At 40.3% G+C, this 15,287-nt stretch carries 14 protein-coding genes and 1 pseudogene; 11 read left to right on the top strand and 4 right to left on the bottom strand.

Annotated elements, in window-relative coordinates; genetic code table 11:
• Nucleotides 1-5 precede the first annotated feature (5 nt).
• From CJ483_RS15860 to CJ483_RS15885, 6 genes are all read left to right on the top strand, one after another.
• On the top strand, nucleotides 6-599 hold the full coding sequence (locus tag CJ483_RS15860) for an NADPH-dependent FMN reductase (RefSeq protein ID WP_182917078.1): 594 nt from the start codon (nucleotides 6-8) through the stop codon (nucleotides 597-599).
• Between the two features lie 134 nt (nucleotides 600-733).
• Nucleotides 734-1,675, top strand: coding sequence for a ring-cleaving dioxygenase (locus CJ483_RS15865; RefSeq protein WP_120036112.1), 942 nt, complete (start codon nucleotides 734-736; stop codon nucleotides 1,673-1,675).
• A 59-nt stretch (nucleotides 1,676-1,734) separates the two neighbouring features.
• Nucleotides 1,735-2,676, top strand: coding sequence for a ring-cleaving dioxygenase (locus tag CJ483_RS15870; protein WP_120036113.1), 942 nt, complete (start codon nucleotides 1,735-1,737; stop codon nucleotides 2,674-2,676).
• Between the two features lie 51 nt (nucleotides 2,677-2,727).
• On the top strand, nucleotides 2,728-3,336 hold the full coding sequence (locus CJ483_RS15875) for an alpha/beta hydrolase (protein ID WP_120036114.1): 609 nt from the start codon (nucleotides 2,728-2,730) through the stop codon (nucleotides 3,334-3,336).
• Nucleotides 3,337-4,009: 673 nt separating this feature from the next.
• A complete protein-coding gene (gene pruA, locus CJ483_RS15880; RefSeq protein WP_120036115.1) occupies nucleotides 4,010-5,641 on the top strand; it encodes an L-glutamate gamma-semialdehyde dehydrogenase in 1,632 nt (543 codons plus the stop codon).
• Between the two features lie 456 nt (nucleotides 5,642-6,097).
• On the top strand, nucleotides 6,098-7,075 hold the full coding sequence (locus tag CJ483_RS15885; RefSeq protein WP_120036116.1) for a M20/M25/M40 family metallo-hydrolase: 978 nt from the start codon (nucleotides 6,098-6,100) through the stop codon (nucleotides 7,073-7,075).
• A gap of 76 nt (nucleotides 7,076-7,151) precedes the next feature.
• Here CJ483_RS15885 and CJ483_RS15890 read toward each other — a convergent pair.
• Nucleotides 7,152-8,302, bottom strand: a protein-coding gene (locus tag CJ483_RS15890; protein WP_120034252.1) for an IS3 family transposase whose coding sequence is annotated in 2 segments (ribosomal slippage) — nucleotides 7,152-8,029 and nucleotides 8,029-8,302 — 1,152 coding nt in all. Because the reading frame shifts where the segments join, the coding sequence is not laid out codon by codon here.
• Nucleotides 8,303-8,594: 292 nt separating this feature from the next.
• On the opposite strand from CJ483_RS15890, the gene CJ483_RS15895 reads away from it, so the two are divergent.
• The 3 genes and pseudogenes from CJ483_RS15895 to CJ483_RS15905 form a co-directional block, all read left to right on the top strand.
• A complete protein-coding gene (locus tag CJ483_RS15895) occupies nucleotides 8,595-9,995 on the top strand; it encodes an amino acid permease (RefSeq protein ID WP_120036117.1) in 1,401 nt (466 codons plus the stop codon).
• Between the two features lie 4 nt (nucleotides 9,996-9,999).
• A complete protein-coding gene (locus CJ483_RS15900; protein ID WP_120036118.1) occupies nucleotides 10,000-10,494 on the top strand; it encodes a DUF421 domain-containing protein in 495 nt (164 codons plus the stop codon).
• 87 nt (nucleotides 10,495-10,581) lie between these two features.
• A pseudogene (locus tag CJ483_RS15905) lies at nucleotides 10,582-10,731 on the top strand (KGG domain-containing protein); the annotation flags it as partial.
• Nucleotides 10,732-11,305: 574 nt separating this feature from the next.
• Here CJ483_RS15905 and CJ483_RS15910 read toward each other — a convergent pair.
• The 3 genes from CJ483_RS15910 to CJ483_RS15920 form a co-directional block, all read right to left on the bottom strand.
• Nucleotides 11,306-11,794, bottom strand: a complete 489-nt coding sequence (locus CJ483_RS15910; protein ID WP_120036120.1) for a spore coat protein — start codon at nucleotides 11,792-11,794, stop codon at nucleotides 11,306-11,308.
• A gap of 40 nt (nucleotides 11,795-11,834) precedes the next feature.
• A complete protein-coding gene (locus CJ483_RS15915; RefSeq protein ID WP_120036121.1) occupies nucleotides 11,835-12,032 on the bottom strand; it encodes a hypothetical protein in 198 nt (65 codons plus the stop codon).
• Between the two features lie 171 nt (nucleotides 12,033-12,203).
• The gene (locus CJ483_RS15920) at nucleotides 12,204-13,088 is read right to left on the bottom strand and encodes a LysR family transcriptional regulator (RefSeq protein ID WP_120036122.1); all 885 of its coding nucleotides are present in this window, start codon (nucleotides 13,086-13,088) and stop codon (nucleotides 12,204-12,206) included.
• Between the two features lie 142 nt (nucleotides 13,089-13,230).
• On the opposite strand from CJ483_RS15920, the gene CJ483_RS15925 reads away from it, so the two are divergent.
• Together CJ483_RS15925 and CJ483_RS15930 are read left to right on the top strand one after the other, a co-directional pair.
• Entirely contained in the window at nucleotides 13,231-14,004 is a 774-nt protein-coding gene (locus CJ483_RS15925; RefSeq protein ID WP_120036123.1) for an alpha/beta hydrolase, read from the top strand.
• On the top strand, nucleotides 13,988-15,211 hold the full coding sequence (locus CJ483_RS15930; RefSeq protein ID WP_120036124.1) for an MFS transporter: 1,224 nt from the start codon (nucleotides 13,988-13,990) through the stop codon (nucleotides 15,209-15,211). The genes CJ483_RS15925 and CJ483_RS15930 overlap by 17 nt, the downstream gene beginning before the upstream one ends.
• Nucleotides 15,212-15,287: the final 76 nt, after the last annotated feature.

Consider the following 15,287-nt stretch of genomic DNA (forward strand, 5'->3'; position numbering starts at 1 on the left):
GCCACATGGGATTTTTAACTAAATTATTCGGCTCACAATCAAAGGAGGAACCATCAATGACTACAATAAATATTGGTATTATTTTAGGATCCACTCGTGAAGGACGTGTCAGTCCACAAGTAGGTGCCTGGGTAAAGGAAATAGCGGACAAACGCGGGGATGCAAATTATACAGTGATCGATATCGCAGATTACAAATTACCCCTACTAGGTGAACCAGGTGCCGACGCTTCAGGAGCGGCTGCATGGTCAGAGATCATTGCGAAACAAGACGGATTTGTATTTATTGTACAAGAATACAACCACTCAATAACAGGCGCGCTTAAGAATGCATTAGACTATTTACGTGAGGAATGGAATAACAAAGCTGCTGGTATCGTTTCTTACGGTTCAGTAGGCGGTGCTCGGGCAGCAGAACATTTACGTGGAATTTTAGGTGAATTATTAGTAGCGGACGTGCGTGTTCATCCAGCATTGTCACTATTCACTGATTTTGAAAACGGCACAGAGTTCAAACCAAAAGAGGTACAAGAAAGCTCAGTAAACCAAATGTTAGATCAAGTGATTCCTTGGGCCACTGCTTTAAAGACCATTCGTTAATTAAGATACACCATGTGCATGGTGACATGCACATGGTGTTATATAGTATGAAGACTGTGCAAATCGATATCAAGTGTATTGAAGGATGTGCTCAGTCGTTGTACGCCATTTTATAAAGGAATGGGTGAAGGGAAATGGAAAAAATCGCAGGGCATCATCATATTTCCATGATCACAAAAAATGCAAAAGAAACGAATGATTTTTATCAACATGTTCTTGGTTTACGCAGGGTAAAAGTATCTGTTAATCAAGATGATCCATCGATGTATCATTTGTTTTACGGAGATTTAACGGGAAGTCCAGGAACAGGGTTAACATTTTTTGAAATGCCGATGGCTGGCCGCACCCATCGAGGGACCAATGCGATTACCAGGATTGGTTTGCTAGTACCATCCATTGAAAGTCTTATGTATTGGAAAGAGCGTTTCGCTTTGTTTGGAGTGGAACATGGAGACATAACAACTTATGCAGGAAGAGACGCTCTTCATTTTGAAGATCGGGAAGGGCTCCGCATGGTGTTGTTAAATAATAACGGAGAACCTGTTCCTGATCATTGGAAGGAATGGAAGGATTCTGATGCTGAACAACGGCATCGCATTCTTGGAATGGGTCCGGTTGAAATAACTGTTCATTCTTTAAATCATTTGTCTAGCACGTTAGAAAATATTTTTGGGTATGCACTGTTATCACGCACGGATAAACAAGCCATTTATCAGTCGATGGCAGGTCAATCATTTGGAGAGATTGTCATTATCGAACAAGAGGGACCTAATGAAAAGCCGGGCAGAGGAAGTGTTCACCATTTAGCGATTCGTGTGAAAAATAGAGAAGAGTTGCGATTATGGGAGAAGCGCATCAAGGATTCGGGCTTTGCCATTATAAAAACAGCTGACAGATATTATTTTGAAAGTATTTATTTCAAGGAACACAACGGAATTTTGTTTGAATTAGCAACTGATGGGCCAGGCTTTACTGCTGATTCCTCTATTAAAGAGTTAGGAAAAACACTCGATTTGCCTCCATTTTTAGAATCAAAACGCGGTGAAATTGAGGCGAAATTGGAACCTATTGAATAAATTTTATGTACCAGTAAGAAAACAAGTACAAACCAACGAATAAATGGGAGAGAGAAAAGATGAAAAAACAGACAGCAGGGATTCATCACATTACTGCAATTGTAGGGCATCCACAAGAAAATATTGACTTTTATGCAGGCATATTGGGCTTGCGTCTTGTTAAACAAACCGTGAACTTCGATGATCCAGAAACATACCACTTATATTTTGGGAATGAAGGTGGCAAGCCAGGAACCATTATTACATTTTTCCCTTGGGCAGATGCATATAGAGGGCGTATAGGCGACGGACAGGTTGGGGTGACAACTTATGTTGTTCCTCCGGGTTCATTAGATTTCTGGAAGGACCGATTCACTAAGTTTGATATAGACTACACAATAGCAGAACGATTTGGTGAAGCATATGTACAATTTGAAGATCCACATGGTTTACAACTTGAAGTTGTAGAACGTGAAGGGGGAGAAGAAAACGGCTGGACATTCGGCAACATTACAAAAGACGTTGCCATTAAAGGCTTTGGGGGAGCGATCCTCTATTCAAGTCGCCCTCAAGAGACTCAAGCAACGTTAGTTGATGTAATGGGACTGGAAGTAGTGGGGACAGAAGGAAACTATACACGTTTTAAATCGACAGCAGATATTGGCAATATCATTGACTTGAAAATGACAACAGGTGTCCGAGGAAAAATGGGAGTGGGGACAGTACACCATATCGCATGGCGGGCAAAGGATGATCATGATCATTTGGAGTGGCAAGGCTACGCGATGGATAAAGGCCAACATGTAACAGAAATTAAAGACCGTAACTATTTTAATGCGATTTACTTCCGCGAATCAGGGGAAATCTTGTTCGAGATCGCGACAGACCCTCCAGGCTTCGCCCACGATGAAACATATGAAACGATGGGCAGTCATCTTATGCTGCCATCACAATATGAATCGTTCCGTCACCGTTTAGAGAAATCACTAATTCCTATTCATGTGCGTCCATTGGATGAGTGAAATAGAAGGGATCTATTAAATAGACAAACACACTAGAAATGAGGCCATAAAATGAAACATATTTTTCGATTAGGAGAAAAACCAGATAAACCCGTCTTGCTTTTATTGCACGGTACAGGTGGAGATGAACATGGGTTATTGGCATTGGCAGAAATCGTTGATCCGGAGGCTTCTGTACTAAGTGTACGAGGGAACGTATTAGAAAATGGAATGCCGCGTTTCTTTAGAAGATTAGCTGAAGGTGTATTTGATGAAGAGGACCTAATTTTTCGTACAAATGAGCTGAATGATTTCTTAGATGAAGCAGCTAAAGAATACGAATTTGATCGTCAAAATATTATTGCCATCGGTTATTCAAATGGTGCCAATATCGCAGCAAGCTTGTTATTTCATCATGCAAATTCTTTAAAAGCAGCGGTATTGCACCATCCTATGGTACCGAGACGGGGAATCGATCTCCCAAATTTATCAGGAAAGAAAGTATTTATAGCAGCTGGAACAAATGATCCGATTTGTCCACAACAAGAGTCCATAGAGCTTCAACAATTATTAGAAAGTGCCCAGGCATCAGTCACTGTGCACTGGGAAAATCATGGTCATCAATTAACTATGAGCGAAGTGGAAGCGGCTAAACAATGGTATGAGCAAGTTTGGAAATGAAGAGAAATCGTATTGTGATAGATATCATAGTACCTTGATATAACGAGGTTAAAGGCGAATGCTCACTTTTTAACGAGAACTTGCTTCTTAAAAGGGCCTTTCATCTGTTTAAGAAACTGGTGAGAGGCCTTTTTTCTATGTTAGCGTTCATGTAAGCCTCACATGTCTATAGGCCCCGTAGACTGCTGAATCTCCCTTGTTTTAAGGGATGTTCTGATCAATATCTGCTTTTTAACAAACGAGTTAGCCGCGTTTCAATTAGTTGGGTGATTTTAGTTCAAAAGTTCTATTGATCTTTATGCGATCATCGGGCTATTTTATTGAATAGTTAGTGTTATGTAGAAAGGACAGAATGTGGTGTAACTCTGTTCAGATTTAGTGGTAATATCTGCATAACGGGTACATGTCCATCTTCGAAATAAAGATTGGTAGAAGTCCCGGCCTGAGCATAAAGTTAAACTATTAATAAAGAGAGCGCAGCCCCGGCTATTCAGGCTCGAAACACCTATCAATGACATAGAAGGGACTACTACTTATGAAAAATGCAATATATTATATATTTGTGAGCAACAAAAAGGGCAAAGAGCAGAAAAGTATGTTATAATTTGTCGATGAAAGCTGTAATTTCACTACTAAAGCAACAAAGTTTCTTAACAGGAAGGAATGTGAAAGAATGAGTAACGGAATTTTCAAAATCCCAACACCTACAAATGAGCCTGGCAATACATATGCTCCAGGTACAAAGGAAAGGGAAACGTTAAAGGCAGAATTAAAACGCCAATCTGATATCGTTGTTGATATCCCTGTAATCATTAATGGCGAAGATAGAAAGACAGATACAGTGAAGCAAGTAGTTATGCCACATGATCATCAACATGTTCTAGCAAACTATTCACAAGCTGGAGAAAAAGAATTACGTGATGCTGTAGAAGCGGCAATGGCTGCAAAAGAAGCATGGGCAAATATGCCATGGGAACACCGTGCAGCTATCTTCTTAAAAGCAGCTGACTTAATCTCTGGTCCATACCGTGACCTAATGAATGCTGCTACGATGCTCGGACAATCCAAAACAGCTATTCAAGCTGAAATTGATTCTGCTCAAGAGTTAATCGATTTCTTACGTTTTGGCGTTGATTATGCTAATCAAATCTATCAAATTCAACCAGCAAGCATGAAAAATGTTTGGAATCGTACAGACTACCGTCCATTAGATGGTTTTGTACTAGCCATTTCTCCATTTAACTTCTCAGCAATCGGCGGGAACTTACCAGCAGCTCCTGCAATGATGGGGAACGTAGTTGTTTGGAAACCAGCAACAACTTCTTTATTAGCAAACTACTACTTTATGCGTATTCTAGAAGAAGCAGGATTACCAAAAGGCGTAATCAACTTCGTACCTTCTCGTGGTTCACAAGTATCTGAAGTAGTATTAACAGATTCTCGTATGGCTGGATTCCACTTTACCGGATCAACAAGCACGTTCCAGACAATTTGGAAAACAGTTGGAGAAAATATCGCAAACTATCAATCTTACCCTCGTCTAATTGGGGAAACAGGCGGTAAAGACTTTGTTTTCGCTCACGAAAGTGCACAAGCAGACAAAGTGGTAGCTAGCCTTGCTCGTGGAGCATTTGAATACCAAGGTCAAAAATGTTCTGCAGCTTCCCGCGCTTACATTCCAGCTAGCATGTGGGAAGAAGTAAAAGCAGGTTTAGTAGAAGAAGTTGCGAAACTTAAAGTTGGGGATGTTCGTGACTTCCGTAACTTCATGGGTGCAGTAATTGATAAACCAGCATTTGATTCCATCACAAGCTATATCGAATATGCAAAAGGTTCGGAAGAAGCGGAAATTATTGCTGGTGGTACGTATGATGATTCTGTTGGTTATTTCGTTCAACCAACAATCATTGTGACAACAAATCCAAACTTCAAAACAATGACAGAAGAAATTTTTGGACCAGTCCTAACGATCTATGTATACGAAAATGAGCAATTAGAAGAAACATTACATGCTGTTGATACAGCTTCTATGTACGCATTGACAGGTTCAATCTTTGCACAAGATCGCCAAGCAATTCAGTATTTAGAAAACCGCTTATCTGGCGCAGCTGGTAACTTCTATATCAATGACAAACCAACTGGTGCGATGATTAACCAACAACCATTTGGTGGTTCTCGTGGATCTGGTACAAACGATAAAGCAGGTTCTGTCTTTAACATGATTCGTTGGACAAGCCCTCGCGTTATCAAAGAAAACTTTGCACCAACTACAGATGTTGCTTATCCATTTATGGATGAAGAATAATATAAATGCAAAAGAGGCTGAGCCATTTTGGCTCAGCCTCTTTTTTATGCATTTTACTCTATCTTCTATCTCCAGCATGAGCGGTTATCATCTCCTTTCCTAGACAAAACAAATGGATCAAAAGCTTTATATGATTGTTCTAGCATATAAGCTGTCCCTTATGCCAAATAACGGGGAGGCCAGCTTTTTATATGGCTATTGTTTTGTTTTTATTTTATCCTCCGTTCAAAAATATGGTTCACTGAATTAATCATTTTCTTGAATACTGGTTTTATTGTGATATATGAAGGGGCTGTCAGGCTGATCAGATTAAGCCATTAATGGACATGAGAAGGATATGATTAAGAAGTGGGATGATTCCATTTTTTCTAAATTATATAACAAAAGTATTGCATGTTTGTATGGAGGTTGAAATACTATAAGTAGACTATGAATTGGAGAATAGGAGAGGTGGAAATGAAAAATCGTTTTTATTTACCCATCGTCATGATCGTTCTACTGTTACTTGGTGCTGTCGGAAGCGCCTCAGCTTCTACTGTCACATATCATCCATCCCTTGTTCATAAGACGGGGAAGATGGCTTATGAACATACCAAATATTTAACCTACAAAATTGGCAGCCGTGTAGCCGGTACAGCAAAAGAAGCAGAGGCAAGGGATTATGTGGAGAGCCAATTTAAAAGAATGGGATATAATACGACTGTTCAACCGTTTTCTTACACGAGAAGAGGGGTGGAGTACCATTCATCCAATGTGATTGCTTATAAAAAAGGGAAGTCTAGTAAGGAAGTCATTGTAGGAGCCCATTACGATTCAGTTGCAGCCGGGAAAGGTTCGGATGACAATGCTTCTGGTATTGGTGTCATGCTGGAAACAGCTGAAGTATTAAAAAATATCAAGACCCCTTATTCCGTGAAATTCATTGCTTTCGGTGCAGAAGAGGCAGGATTGAAAGGTTCAACCTATTATGCTGGCCAAATGACAGAACAGGAGATTCATCATACAGTCGGAATGATTAATTTGGATAGTTTAGCTGTTGGTGATCATATGTATGTCTATGGCAACCTAGGGGATAAAGGCTTTATCCGCGACCAGGCTCTCAAAATCGCCGGAAAGAAAAAGCTGGATATTGGCACCAATCCGGGGGTAAACCCAGAGTATCCAGCAGGGACAACGGGAGATTGGAGTGACCATGCACCATTTAATGAACTGGGCATTCCGTATGCTTACTTTGAATCAACGAACTGGGAAATCGGAGACATGGATGGTTATACTCAAACTGTCAAGCATGGAGGTGTATGGCATACTTCAAATGACACGTTAGATTTCATTGAAAGAGAGTTTCCTGGAAGGGTAGAGGAACACCTAAAGACATTCAGTCAAGCTTTGACCGAGCTTGTAAAATTTTTCGGCGAGACAAGTACTGCGAAGTAAATATTAAACAATGAAAAAGCCAAGGGTGCGTAGACGGGGACTGACCCCTATTTTTGAGACAGGGGTCAAAACACCTTTAAGCAGCCAGCTGCCGATACTTGACCGGTGGCTGGTTGTTTAGTTTCGCTTGAATACGGATATGGTTATAATAGTGAATATAGTTTTCGACAGTTTGCACTACGATGGCCGTCGTAGTGCTTCTCAACTCGTCGAGATAGAACGTTTCAGACTTTAGCGAGGAATGAAACGATTCGATGGAGGCATTATCAGAGGGTGTCCCTTTCCGGGACATACTCATGGTAATGCCTTTTCCTTTGACTGCCTGTTGATAAGCATAAGATGTGTAAACAGATCCTTGGTCACTGTGCAAGATACACCCTTTGGGGAGAGGGGGCAGCTGGGTCAGCGTATGCAGCACGAAATCTGTGTTTTGGCAGCTTCCTATAGAATAGGCAATGATTTCGCCGTTAAATAAATCCTGGATACTTGAAAGATACAGCTGTTTCTGGCCAAAAGGCAAGTATGTAATATCTGTGACGAGCTTTTGAAGAGGCTGATTTGCCTGGAAATCTCCTTTTAACAGATTATCGGAAATATGACAGGGCTGTCCTGTTCGTTTGCGTTTCTTCACCTTTACCCGGCATTGCCAGCCATACTTTTGCATCACACGCTGTACCGCTTTATGGTTAATAGACATCTCTCGTTTTAATAAGGCTGTGATTTTACGATAACCGTATCGAAACTTATGATCCCGGCACAACGTGCCGATTTTTCGTTCAACAATCTGCCTGGATGTTTCTTCCCGGCTCCTGCTCTTCCAGCGATAATAAGTGGATCTAGCAATGCCAAGATGCCGGCATATTTCCCTGACGGGCATGCTGGTTTTGAGTTCTTTCACTAATTCTACGGCTGTTTCTGGGACCACTTCCTCTCCAATTCTTTGTACTTTTTTAGTACTTCAATCTGTTGTTTCAGATACCGATTTTCTGCCTTCAACTTCTCCGCTTCACTTTCATGCTCAGTCCCTTTTCCAAAGGAATACTGCTTGCCTACTGGCTGTTCAAATCGATGAAACTCTCCTGCTTTATACCATTTCATCCATGTTTTAAGTTGTGTCTTATTTCGAATGTTTAATTCCTTCAAGACTTCTTTAACCGGCACCCCAGACAATCTCATTTTTACAGCCTTCATTTTTACTTCCGCTGGATAACTGACTCTTGTACCCATAGAAAAACACCTCCAAGTTACTTTCGAGTATTCCATACCCGTTTTCAACTTAAAGGTGTTTTTTTATTTGTCTCACTTTATGGGGTCAGTCCCAGTCCCAGACTGCATCTCTTGGCTTTTTTTATTCTCTTTAGCAAGAAGTAATGGCCTCTGCTCTGATTTCTTGCCATTCCTTGCTCCTTTTAACTTGCTGAGGTAAAAGCGAATTTCTGTCATCTTTCTTGTTTTTAATGTTTATTCCTCTAGAAGGCGGTCTAAAGGAGTAGCAGACACAACGCGAGGAGGGTGCAAAATGCATAATGAACATGTTGTCAAGCAGATGGTGAATGAGACAAAGAAGCAAGAACAAGCGAAAGGGAACACGAAAGGAATCCAGTGGTGGCAGCTTTCGCTGATTGGCATCGGCTCGATTATCGGGGCGGGTTTTTTATTAGGGACGGGACTTACCATTAAGACGGCCGGCACTTCTATGATTTTTGCTTATCTTTTAGGAGGGATTATTGCGTTCCTGGCCTTCAGTGCTTTGGCGGAGATGTCAGTTCACGATCCTCAGGAAGGCTCATTCCGGACGTATGCCAAACTCGCTTTTGGGCATCGGATGGGATTTGTCAGCGGATGGATGTATTGGATTTCCGGTGTGCTGATTATGTCGAGTGAAGTGACAGCTTTGTCCATTTTCACTCAGTACTGGTTTCACGATGTTCCATTATGGGTTTTTGCGATTATTTATTCGGTGCTCGCCCTTGGAATCAATCTTTTAGGGATGAGCAACTTCGGAAAAGTCGAGACGGTATTTGCTGTGATTAAATTGTCCACTTTAGTGATTTTTATCTTGTTTGGCGTCTTGCTTCTTTTAGGGGTTATTTCCCCGGGGGCCGCCAAGATGCATGCAGGGTCTGTTTTTCATATGTCTAATATGTTTCCGCATGGCTTTACCGGCTGGTGGTCTTCTCTTATTTTTGCCCTATTTTCTTTTGGGGGAATTGCCGTCATTGGAGTGACTTCCACCGAGCTTAAGCATAAGGAAGATGTCAGTAAATCAGGGATTGCTTTAATCATCGCATTAGTATGTCTATATGTCTTTTCTCTCTTTATGGTTGTATCAATGGTTTCTTGGACGAAGATTGGCGAGGGAGAGAGTCCATTCGTAACAGCGTTATCAAACTTCCCGATTCCTTATTTGGGGACCATTTTTAATATCATTATTATTAGTGCGGCATTTTCAACGATGGTCGGGTCGCTGTTTTCTATTACAAAGGTTTTAATCTCCTTGTCAAAGGATGGGGATGCACCAAAGTCGTTGTCTCATATAACCGAAAAAGGAGTTCCTTTGCGAGCGCTGATCCTTGGAATATCCGGGCTGGCTGCGTCTGTTATTGTTTCTTTCTTTCTGCCGAGTACCGTGTATGAGTATCTAACCACCGCAGCAGGAGTAACGCTGATTTTGAATTGGTGTATCATTTTATCTTCCCAAATTAAACACCGGAAGACTTATATGACCAGGGAAGCTGTACACACTTTTAAAATGGCGGGGGCACCTTTTACCTCCTATACTGGAATTTTATTAATTGCCTTTGTTCTATGCGGCGCGCTTCTCCGAGCTAATGAGCGATATGGCCTATTTATCAGTCTGGGAATTGTTCTAATGATCTTCTTGGCTTCTGCTTTCTTTACAAAAGAGAGAAGGGGGTAAAAAGATGGGACTTGGAATGATGTTAATTAAACTTGCCAGTGGTTTTGTGGCTCTTGTGATTTGTATGAAGTGGACAGGTACAAAAGGAATCTCTAATTTGACTCCTATTGACTTTATCTGGAGTATTATGCTTTCGGAAATATTCGGAAACGGCCTTTATGATCCACAAGTGAAATGGTATGTCGTGTTGATCATGCTCCTGGCATGGTGTGCGATCAAATTACTGTTTGATAAAATTATGTTTCATACAGATAAGGTGGAAATTTTTATATCTGGAAAGGAAGTTTTAATTATTCGTGATGGAGAACTTGATCATAAGATGCTCGAAAAGAATTGCCTGGATTTGAGAGATTTAAAAGAAGCATTAAGAAAGCAAAGCATCTTTTCCATCAATGAAGTGGAACATGCATATTTAGAAAAGGATGGAAGTATAACAGTCAAAAAGAAAGCGGCATTTGAACCGGTTACAAAGGGCGATTTAAATATAAAGGTTAAATGATAGCTATTCGATTAACGTTGGTTTAAGGAAATAGAGAAAAGGGAAAAGCGCAGGACGGAAGAAAATAGATAGAAGGAGGAGTCTTTCATGGCTAATAACAATGAGAAAGATAAAATGACAGTCGAAGAGGCTGGCCGCAAAGGCGGAGAGACTACAGCCCGTAAACATGGCAAGGAATTTTACCAGGAAATTGGAGAAAAAGGCGGCGAAGCACGCGCTGAACAGCGTGAGAACGACGATGATAATAAATAAAATGAGGAAGCTGTTCTATTAGTCAGTAAACATGACTTTTAGAACAGCTTCTTTTTTCTATAGTAAACATCGTTCCTATGGGTTTGAATATATTTCCATAAAGGAAAAATAATCTTCAGAGAAAAGGTAAAAAAGCCAGGCGGACTACCTGGCCTTCAAAGTATGATAGTTAAGGAATAAGGGGGAAAAGCATTTTATGATCTTGTCTTGTTATAGGGGACAACAGAGATTATGCGGTACCGCAGCTTAGACAGACTCGTATTAATAAGTTGTTGTGATAGAGTGTATTGAGTAGGAAGCATTTAAAGAGGACTTAAATCCAAAGAGCAACGTCTATTAAACATGATCCTGGGGAGTGCTTGTGTTTCTGGCTTGCTAAATGACTTTTCGTGGGATATCTTGACAGTCAAAGAGAAGCACACATCAACACACTGATGACTTTCTCATCTATATAACCAATCATTCTCTCTTTCCTTATTTTCTAATATAATGATTCTGCGATGGATCTTATTCTACTAGTGCTATTCATAAGGGGATACAAAAGAGAGTAATAAAAACTTTATAAAATGTTAATTCTTACAAGAAGTGCAATGAGGACTTGCAACAGCAATTGAATATTTACAACTAGGTCAGTATCAGTTGTTGTAATTCTGACGCCTCTTGAGTTCTCAACGTATGTTTGCTGCCGATTTACTTGGCTTGATTTTAGTCTTCCTAATAAATCTTGTGTAATTCTTTCGGCTTTTTCACTATCCGCAATTGATATGCTGATAACTAATGCGATGGCAGCTTGGAGCGCTACTTGCACAGAGAGTGCAGCTTGTGTGTCAGTTGTTACAATCTCCACATCTGCCGAGTCAATGACGATAATCTGCTCAAAAGATTGTTGGATTGTTTCAATTGTCCCAGTTAAATCCTGATTCTCATTGCTTAATGGATGACTTGATGAGGGGTCTAACGCACTCCAACTTCTATGGCATCTTCTTTCAGTTAGATCCATACCCTGCACTTCAGGGGCTTCACCGGCCCATACCCTACTTTCCTTCATTCTTTATTTCTCCTTATCATTTTTTATTTTTCCTAATGACCTATTTCTCGACATTTTTTGTTAGATTCTCTACGTTCTTTTTTAAATCTTTTAAGAGATTTTGTAATTCTTTCTTTTCACGTGCACTTAGTTTTGGTTTGTTCATTTTTGCCCCATGCTTCTTAAACAATTCACCAATCAAAAGGTCCATACTGGTTCTTGTGATTGAATCCTGTTGTTTGCCAAATTTCCCTGCCACTTAAACCCCTCCTTAATCATTTATCTACTGTTAAGATATGTACGGTGGAGGACAGATGTATGGATGCTTGTACTGAGTTATTTGCCTTTTTCTACAGGGCACCGTGTATCGCTCATCTTTTGTTTTAAGCTGTTCGTAAATTTAGTCCATTACACAACGATAAGCAAAGTATTAATTATTCATGACAATGTCCACAAAATGAGAGACATGAGGCAGCATGTCGATTTCCTTTTTTCTTGTACAAAGATAGGTAGGCCGCTTAATATCAATATCTTTAACATAGACCCTTGCGACCTGTTTTTGCTGAATATAGTCGGCTACAGCGATGGAGGGAGCCAGCATGACGCCAAAACCCGCGGCAACTGTTCGGATCGATTCATTTAATCCATATAGCTGCATGCCGATCTTTGGCAGAGGGGTTTTATGAAGATTGCATAAGGCAAGCAACAAATCTTTAGTGGAGCTGCCTTTTTCCCTTAAAATAAATGGCTCATCCATTAACTTTTCAAATGAAATGGTTTCTTCAGCAAGATGGTGATGGGAGGGAACAATAAAACAATATTCCAAATCCATTAGGAATTGATAATCCAAATCGGGGTGATGCTTGCTTTCTTCAATAACGAAAGCTAGATCGGCTTTATAGTGGAGCAGCTGCTCGATGACTTGCTGTGTATTTTCTGTTTTTACATTAATCATGACAGATGGATACGTTTCTTTGTAATGACACAACCATTTAGGCAATAGGAAATTGGCCGGCACGTAGGAGGCGGCAATATTTAAGTCATCTACTCCTGAATCTTTTATTTGGTCTATCTTATTTTCTATGTCATTCTCCAGATCAAACAGTCTCTGTGCTTGTTTATAGAGAAACTCACCATTAGGTGTAAGGGTGATTCCTCTTCCTTTTGATTCAATTAGCGTAAATCCCATTTCTTTTTCTAAATTCCGAATTTGAATGGTAACAGCTGGCTGACTAATTCTAAGGATAGCTGCTGCTTTGGAAACACTTTTCAATTCAGCCACTTTTGTAAATAAGCGAAGTGCGTGTATATTCATCTTTAAATCCCTACCTATAAATATAATTTATAAAACAATATAAATTATATATTATATTTATTGTTTTTACTTTTGTATTCTTTATATAGAGGAATAAAAATCTACAGATTTCACAACAGATGACTAACAGGGAGTTATAAACATGAAAATTGTTGTACCAAAGCCTTTTATGTATAAGGCAAAGACAAGAGCTGTTCTTTTACTTCATGGTTTTACCGGCAATACGATTGATGTCAAAATGCTCGGAAGGTATTTGCAGGAATACGGTTACACTTGTCATGCTCCCTTATATAGAGGGCATGGAGCAGATCCAGATCGACTCATTCAAACAGGTCCTGAAGATTGGTGGAGAGATGCAGTAGATGGGTATGACCATCTGACTTCAGAGGGATATGAGGAAATCGCTGTTATTGGTATTTCATTGGGAGGAACCTTCGCTTTAAAATTGGCTTCTTTTTTAAAAGTGAAGGCGGTTGTCTCGATATGTGCCCCTGTCTTAGCAAAAGATATCGAGGGTTTATATAGACGTGTGAACGATTACGCAGAAGGATATAAAAAATTTGAAGGGAAAAGCGATGGACAAATACGAGTTGAAATGAAAGACTTCACTAACATGCCAGTGGCTTCTTTGCAGGACTTACAGCAACTTATTAGTCAGGTGAAAAATAGCTTAAAGGCGATTGCCTCTCCTGTTTTTGTTTTGCAGGGGAGATTGGATCATCCTGTCTATAGAGAAAGTGCGGATATTATCTTCAATACAGTGAATGTAGAAAATAAGCTTATTCGCTGGTATGAAGATTCGGGTCATATTATTACACTAGGGAAGGAACGCCAACAGGTGTATGAAGACGTCCGTATGTTTCTAGATTCCCTCGAATGGAAAAGACAGAGTGAATCTGATGATAACCATGAGTAAAGACAAACAGGCTGCCATGAACAAAGAGCATATCCAACAAGGCACGCCAGCCTTCAAAAAAGCTAATTTTGCATTATTTGCCGCTGGTTTTATTACGTTTGCCAACCTATATATTACCCAGCCGCTCTTGCCAATCTTCACGAAAGAGTTCCATGTCACACCAACAATGGCCAGCTTGTCTTTATCGTTAACTACACTTTCGCTGGCATTTGGTCTGCTTATTTTCGGTTCTCTTTCCGAGGCATGGGGACGAAAAAATATCATGTCCATTTGCATTGTCATAGCCTCTCTGTTAACTTTGGTCGTCGCATTTTCACCGTCTTTTAAGCTTCTTCTTATGCTGCGGATTATACAGGGGTTTGCTTTTGCTGGAATTCCTTCTATTGCTATGGCTTATTTAGGAGAAGAAATAGAGGGAAGAAGCTTAGGTGTGGCCATGGGTCTTTATATTAGTGGAAATTCCATCGGTGGACTTGCAGGAAGAGTGCTTATGGGAACGATAACTGATCTTGTTTCCTGGACAGCAGGTATGATTTTGCTAGGAAGCATCAGTCTAATTGCCTGTGTGTATTTTATGTGGGCGCTTCCGCCTTCCAAGCATTTTGTCTCACAGCCATTAGCTTTAAGGCCGCTGTTCCGGTCGCTCATGTCTCATTTGAAAGACCCGGTCTTGGTGTCATTGTTCTTGATCGCTTTTTTCTTGATGGGCAGTTTTGTAACTGTGTTTAATTATCTTGGTTTTAAGCTGACGGAACCGCCTTATTATTTAAGCATGACAATTATCGGCTGGATTTTTCTTGTTTATTTAGTAGGCACATTTAGTTCAACTTGGTTTGGCATACTTGCTGACAGGTATGGACGCCCTTTATTGATACTGACGGGCACAGTGCTTATGCTGTGCGGTGTGTTACTGACCTTGCCCATACCAATATTTTATAAACTGATTGGTATTGTGATATTTACATTCGGATTCTTTGGCGCCCATTCTGTTGCAAGCGGGCTAGTAAGCCGACATGCTACGCACGATATTGCTCAAGCCTCGTCCCTTTATTTATTTGCCTATTATTTAGGATCAAGTGTCGGTGGAGCAACAGGCGGTGTGTTTTGGTCGCTCTTTGGGTGGTCTGGAGTGACAAGCTTTACTATAGGATTATTAATCATCTCTCTTCTTTTAGTTCTAAGGGTAAAAAAACTATCTAAGGCCTGATAGGAAAAGGTATTGGGTAATAGAGAAAGAAGCTAATCCCTTCTCTATCCCCTTGTTAAAAGCCTCCTTTTTACTT

This window comes from Bacillus sp. PK3_68, assembly GCF_003600835.1.
Classification (GTDB): domain Bacteria; phylum Bacillota; class Bacilli; order Bacillales; family Domibacillaceae; genus Pseudobacillus.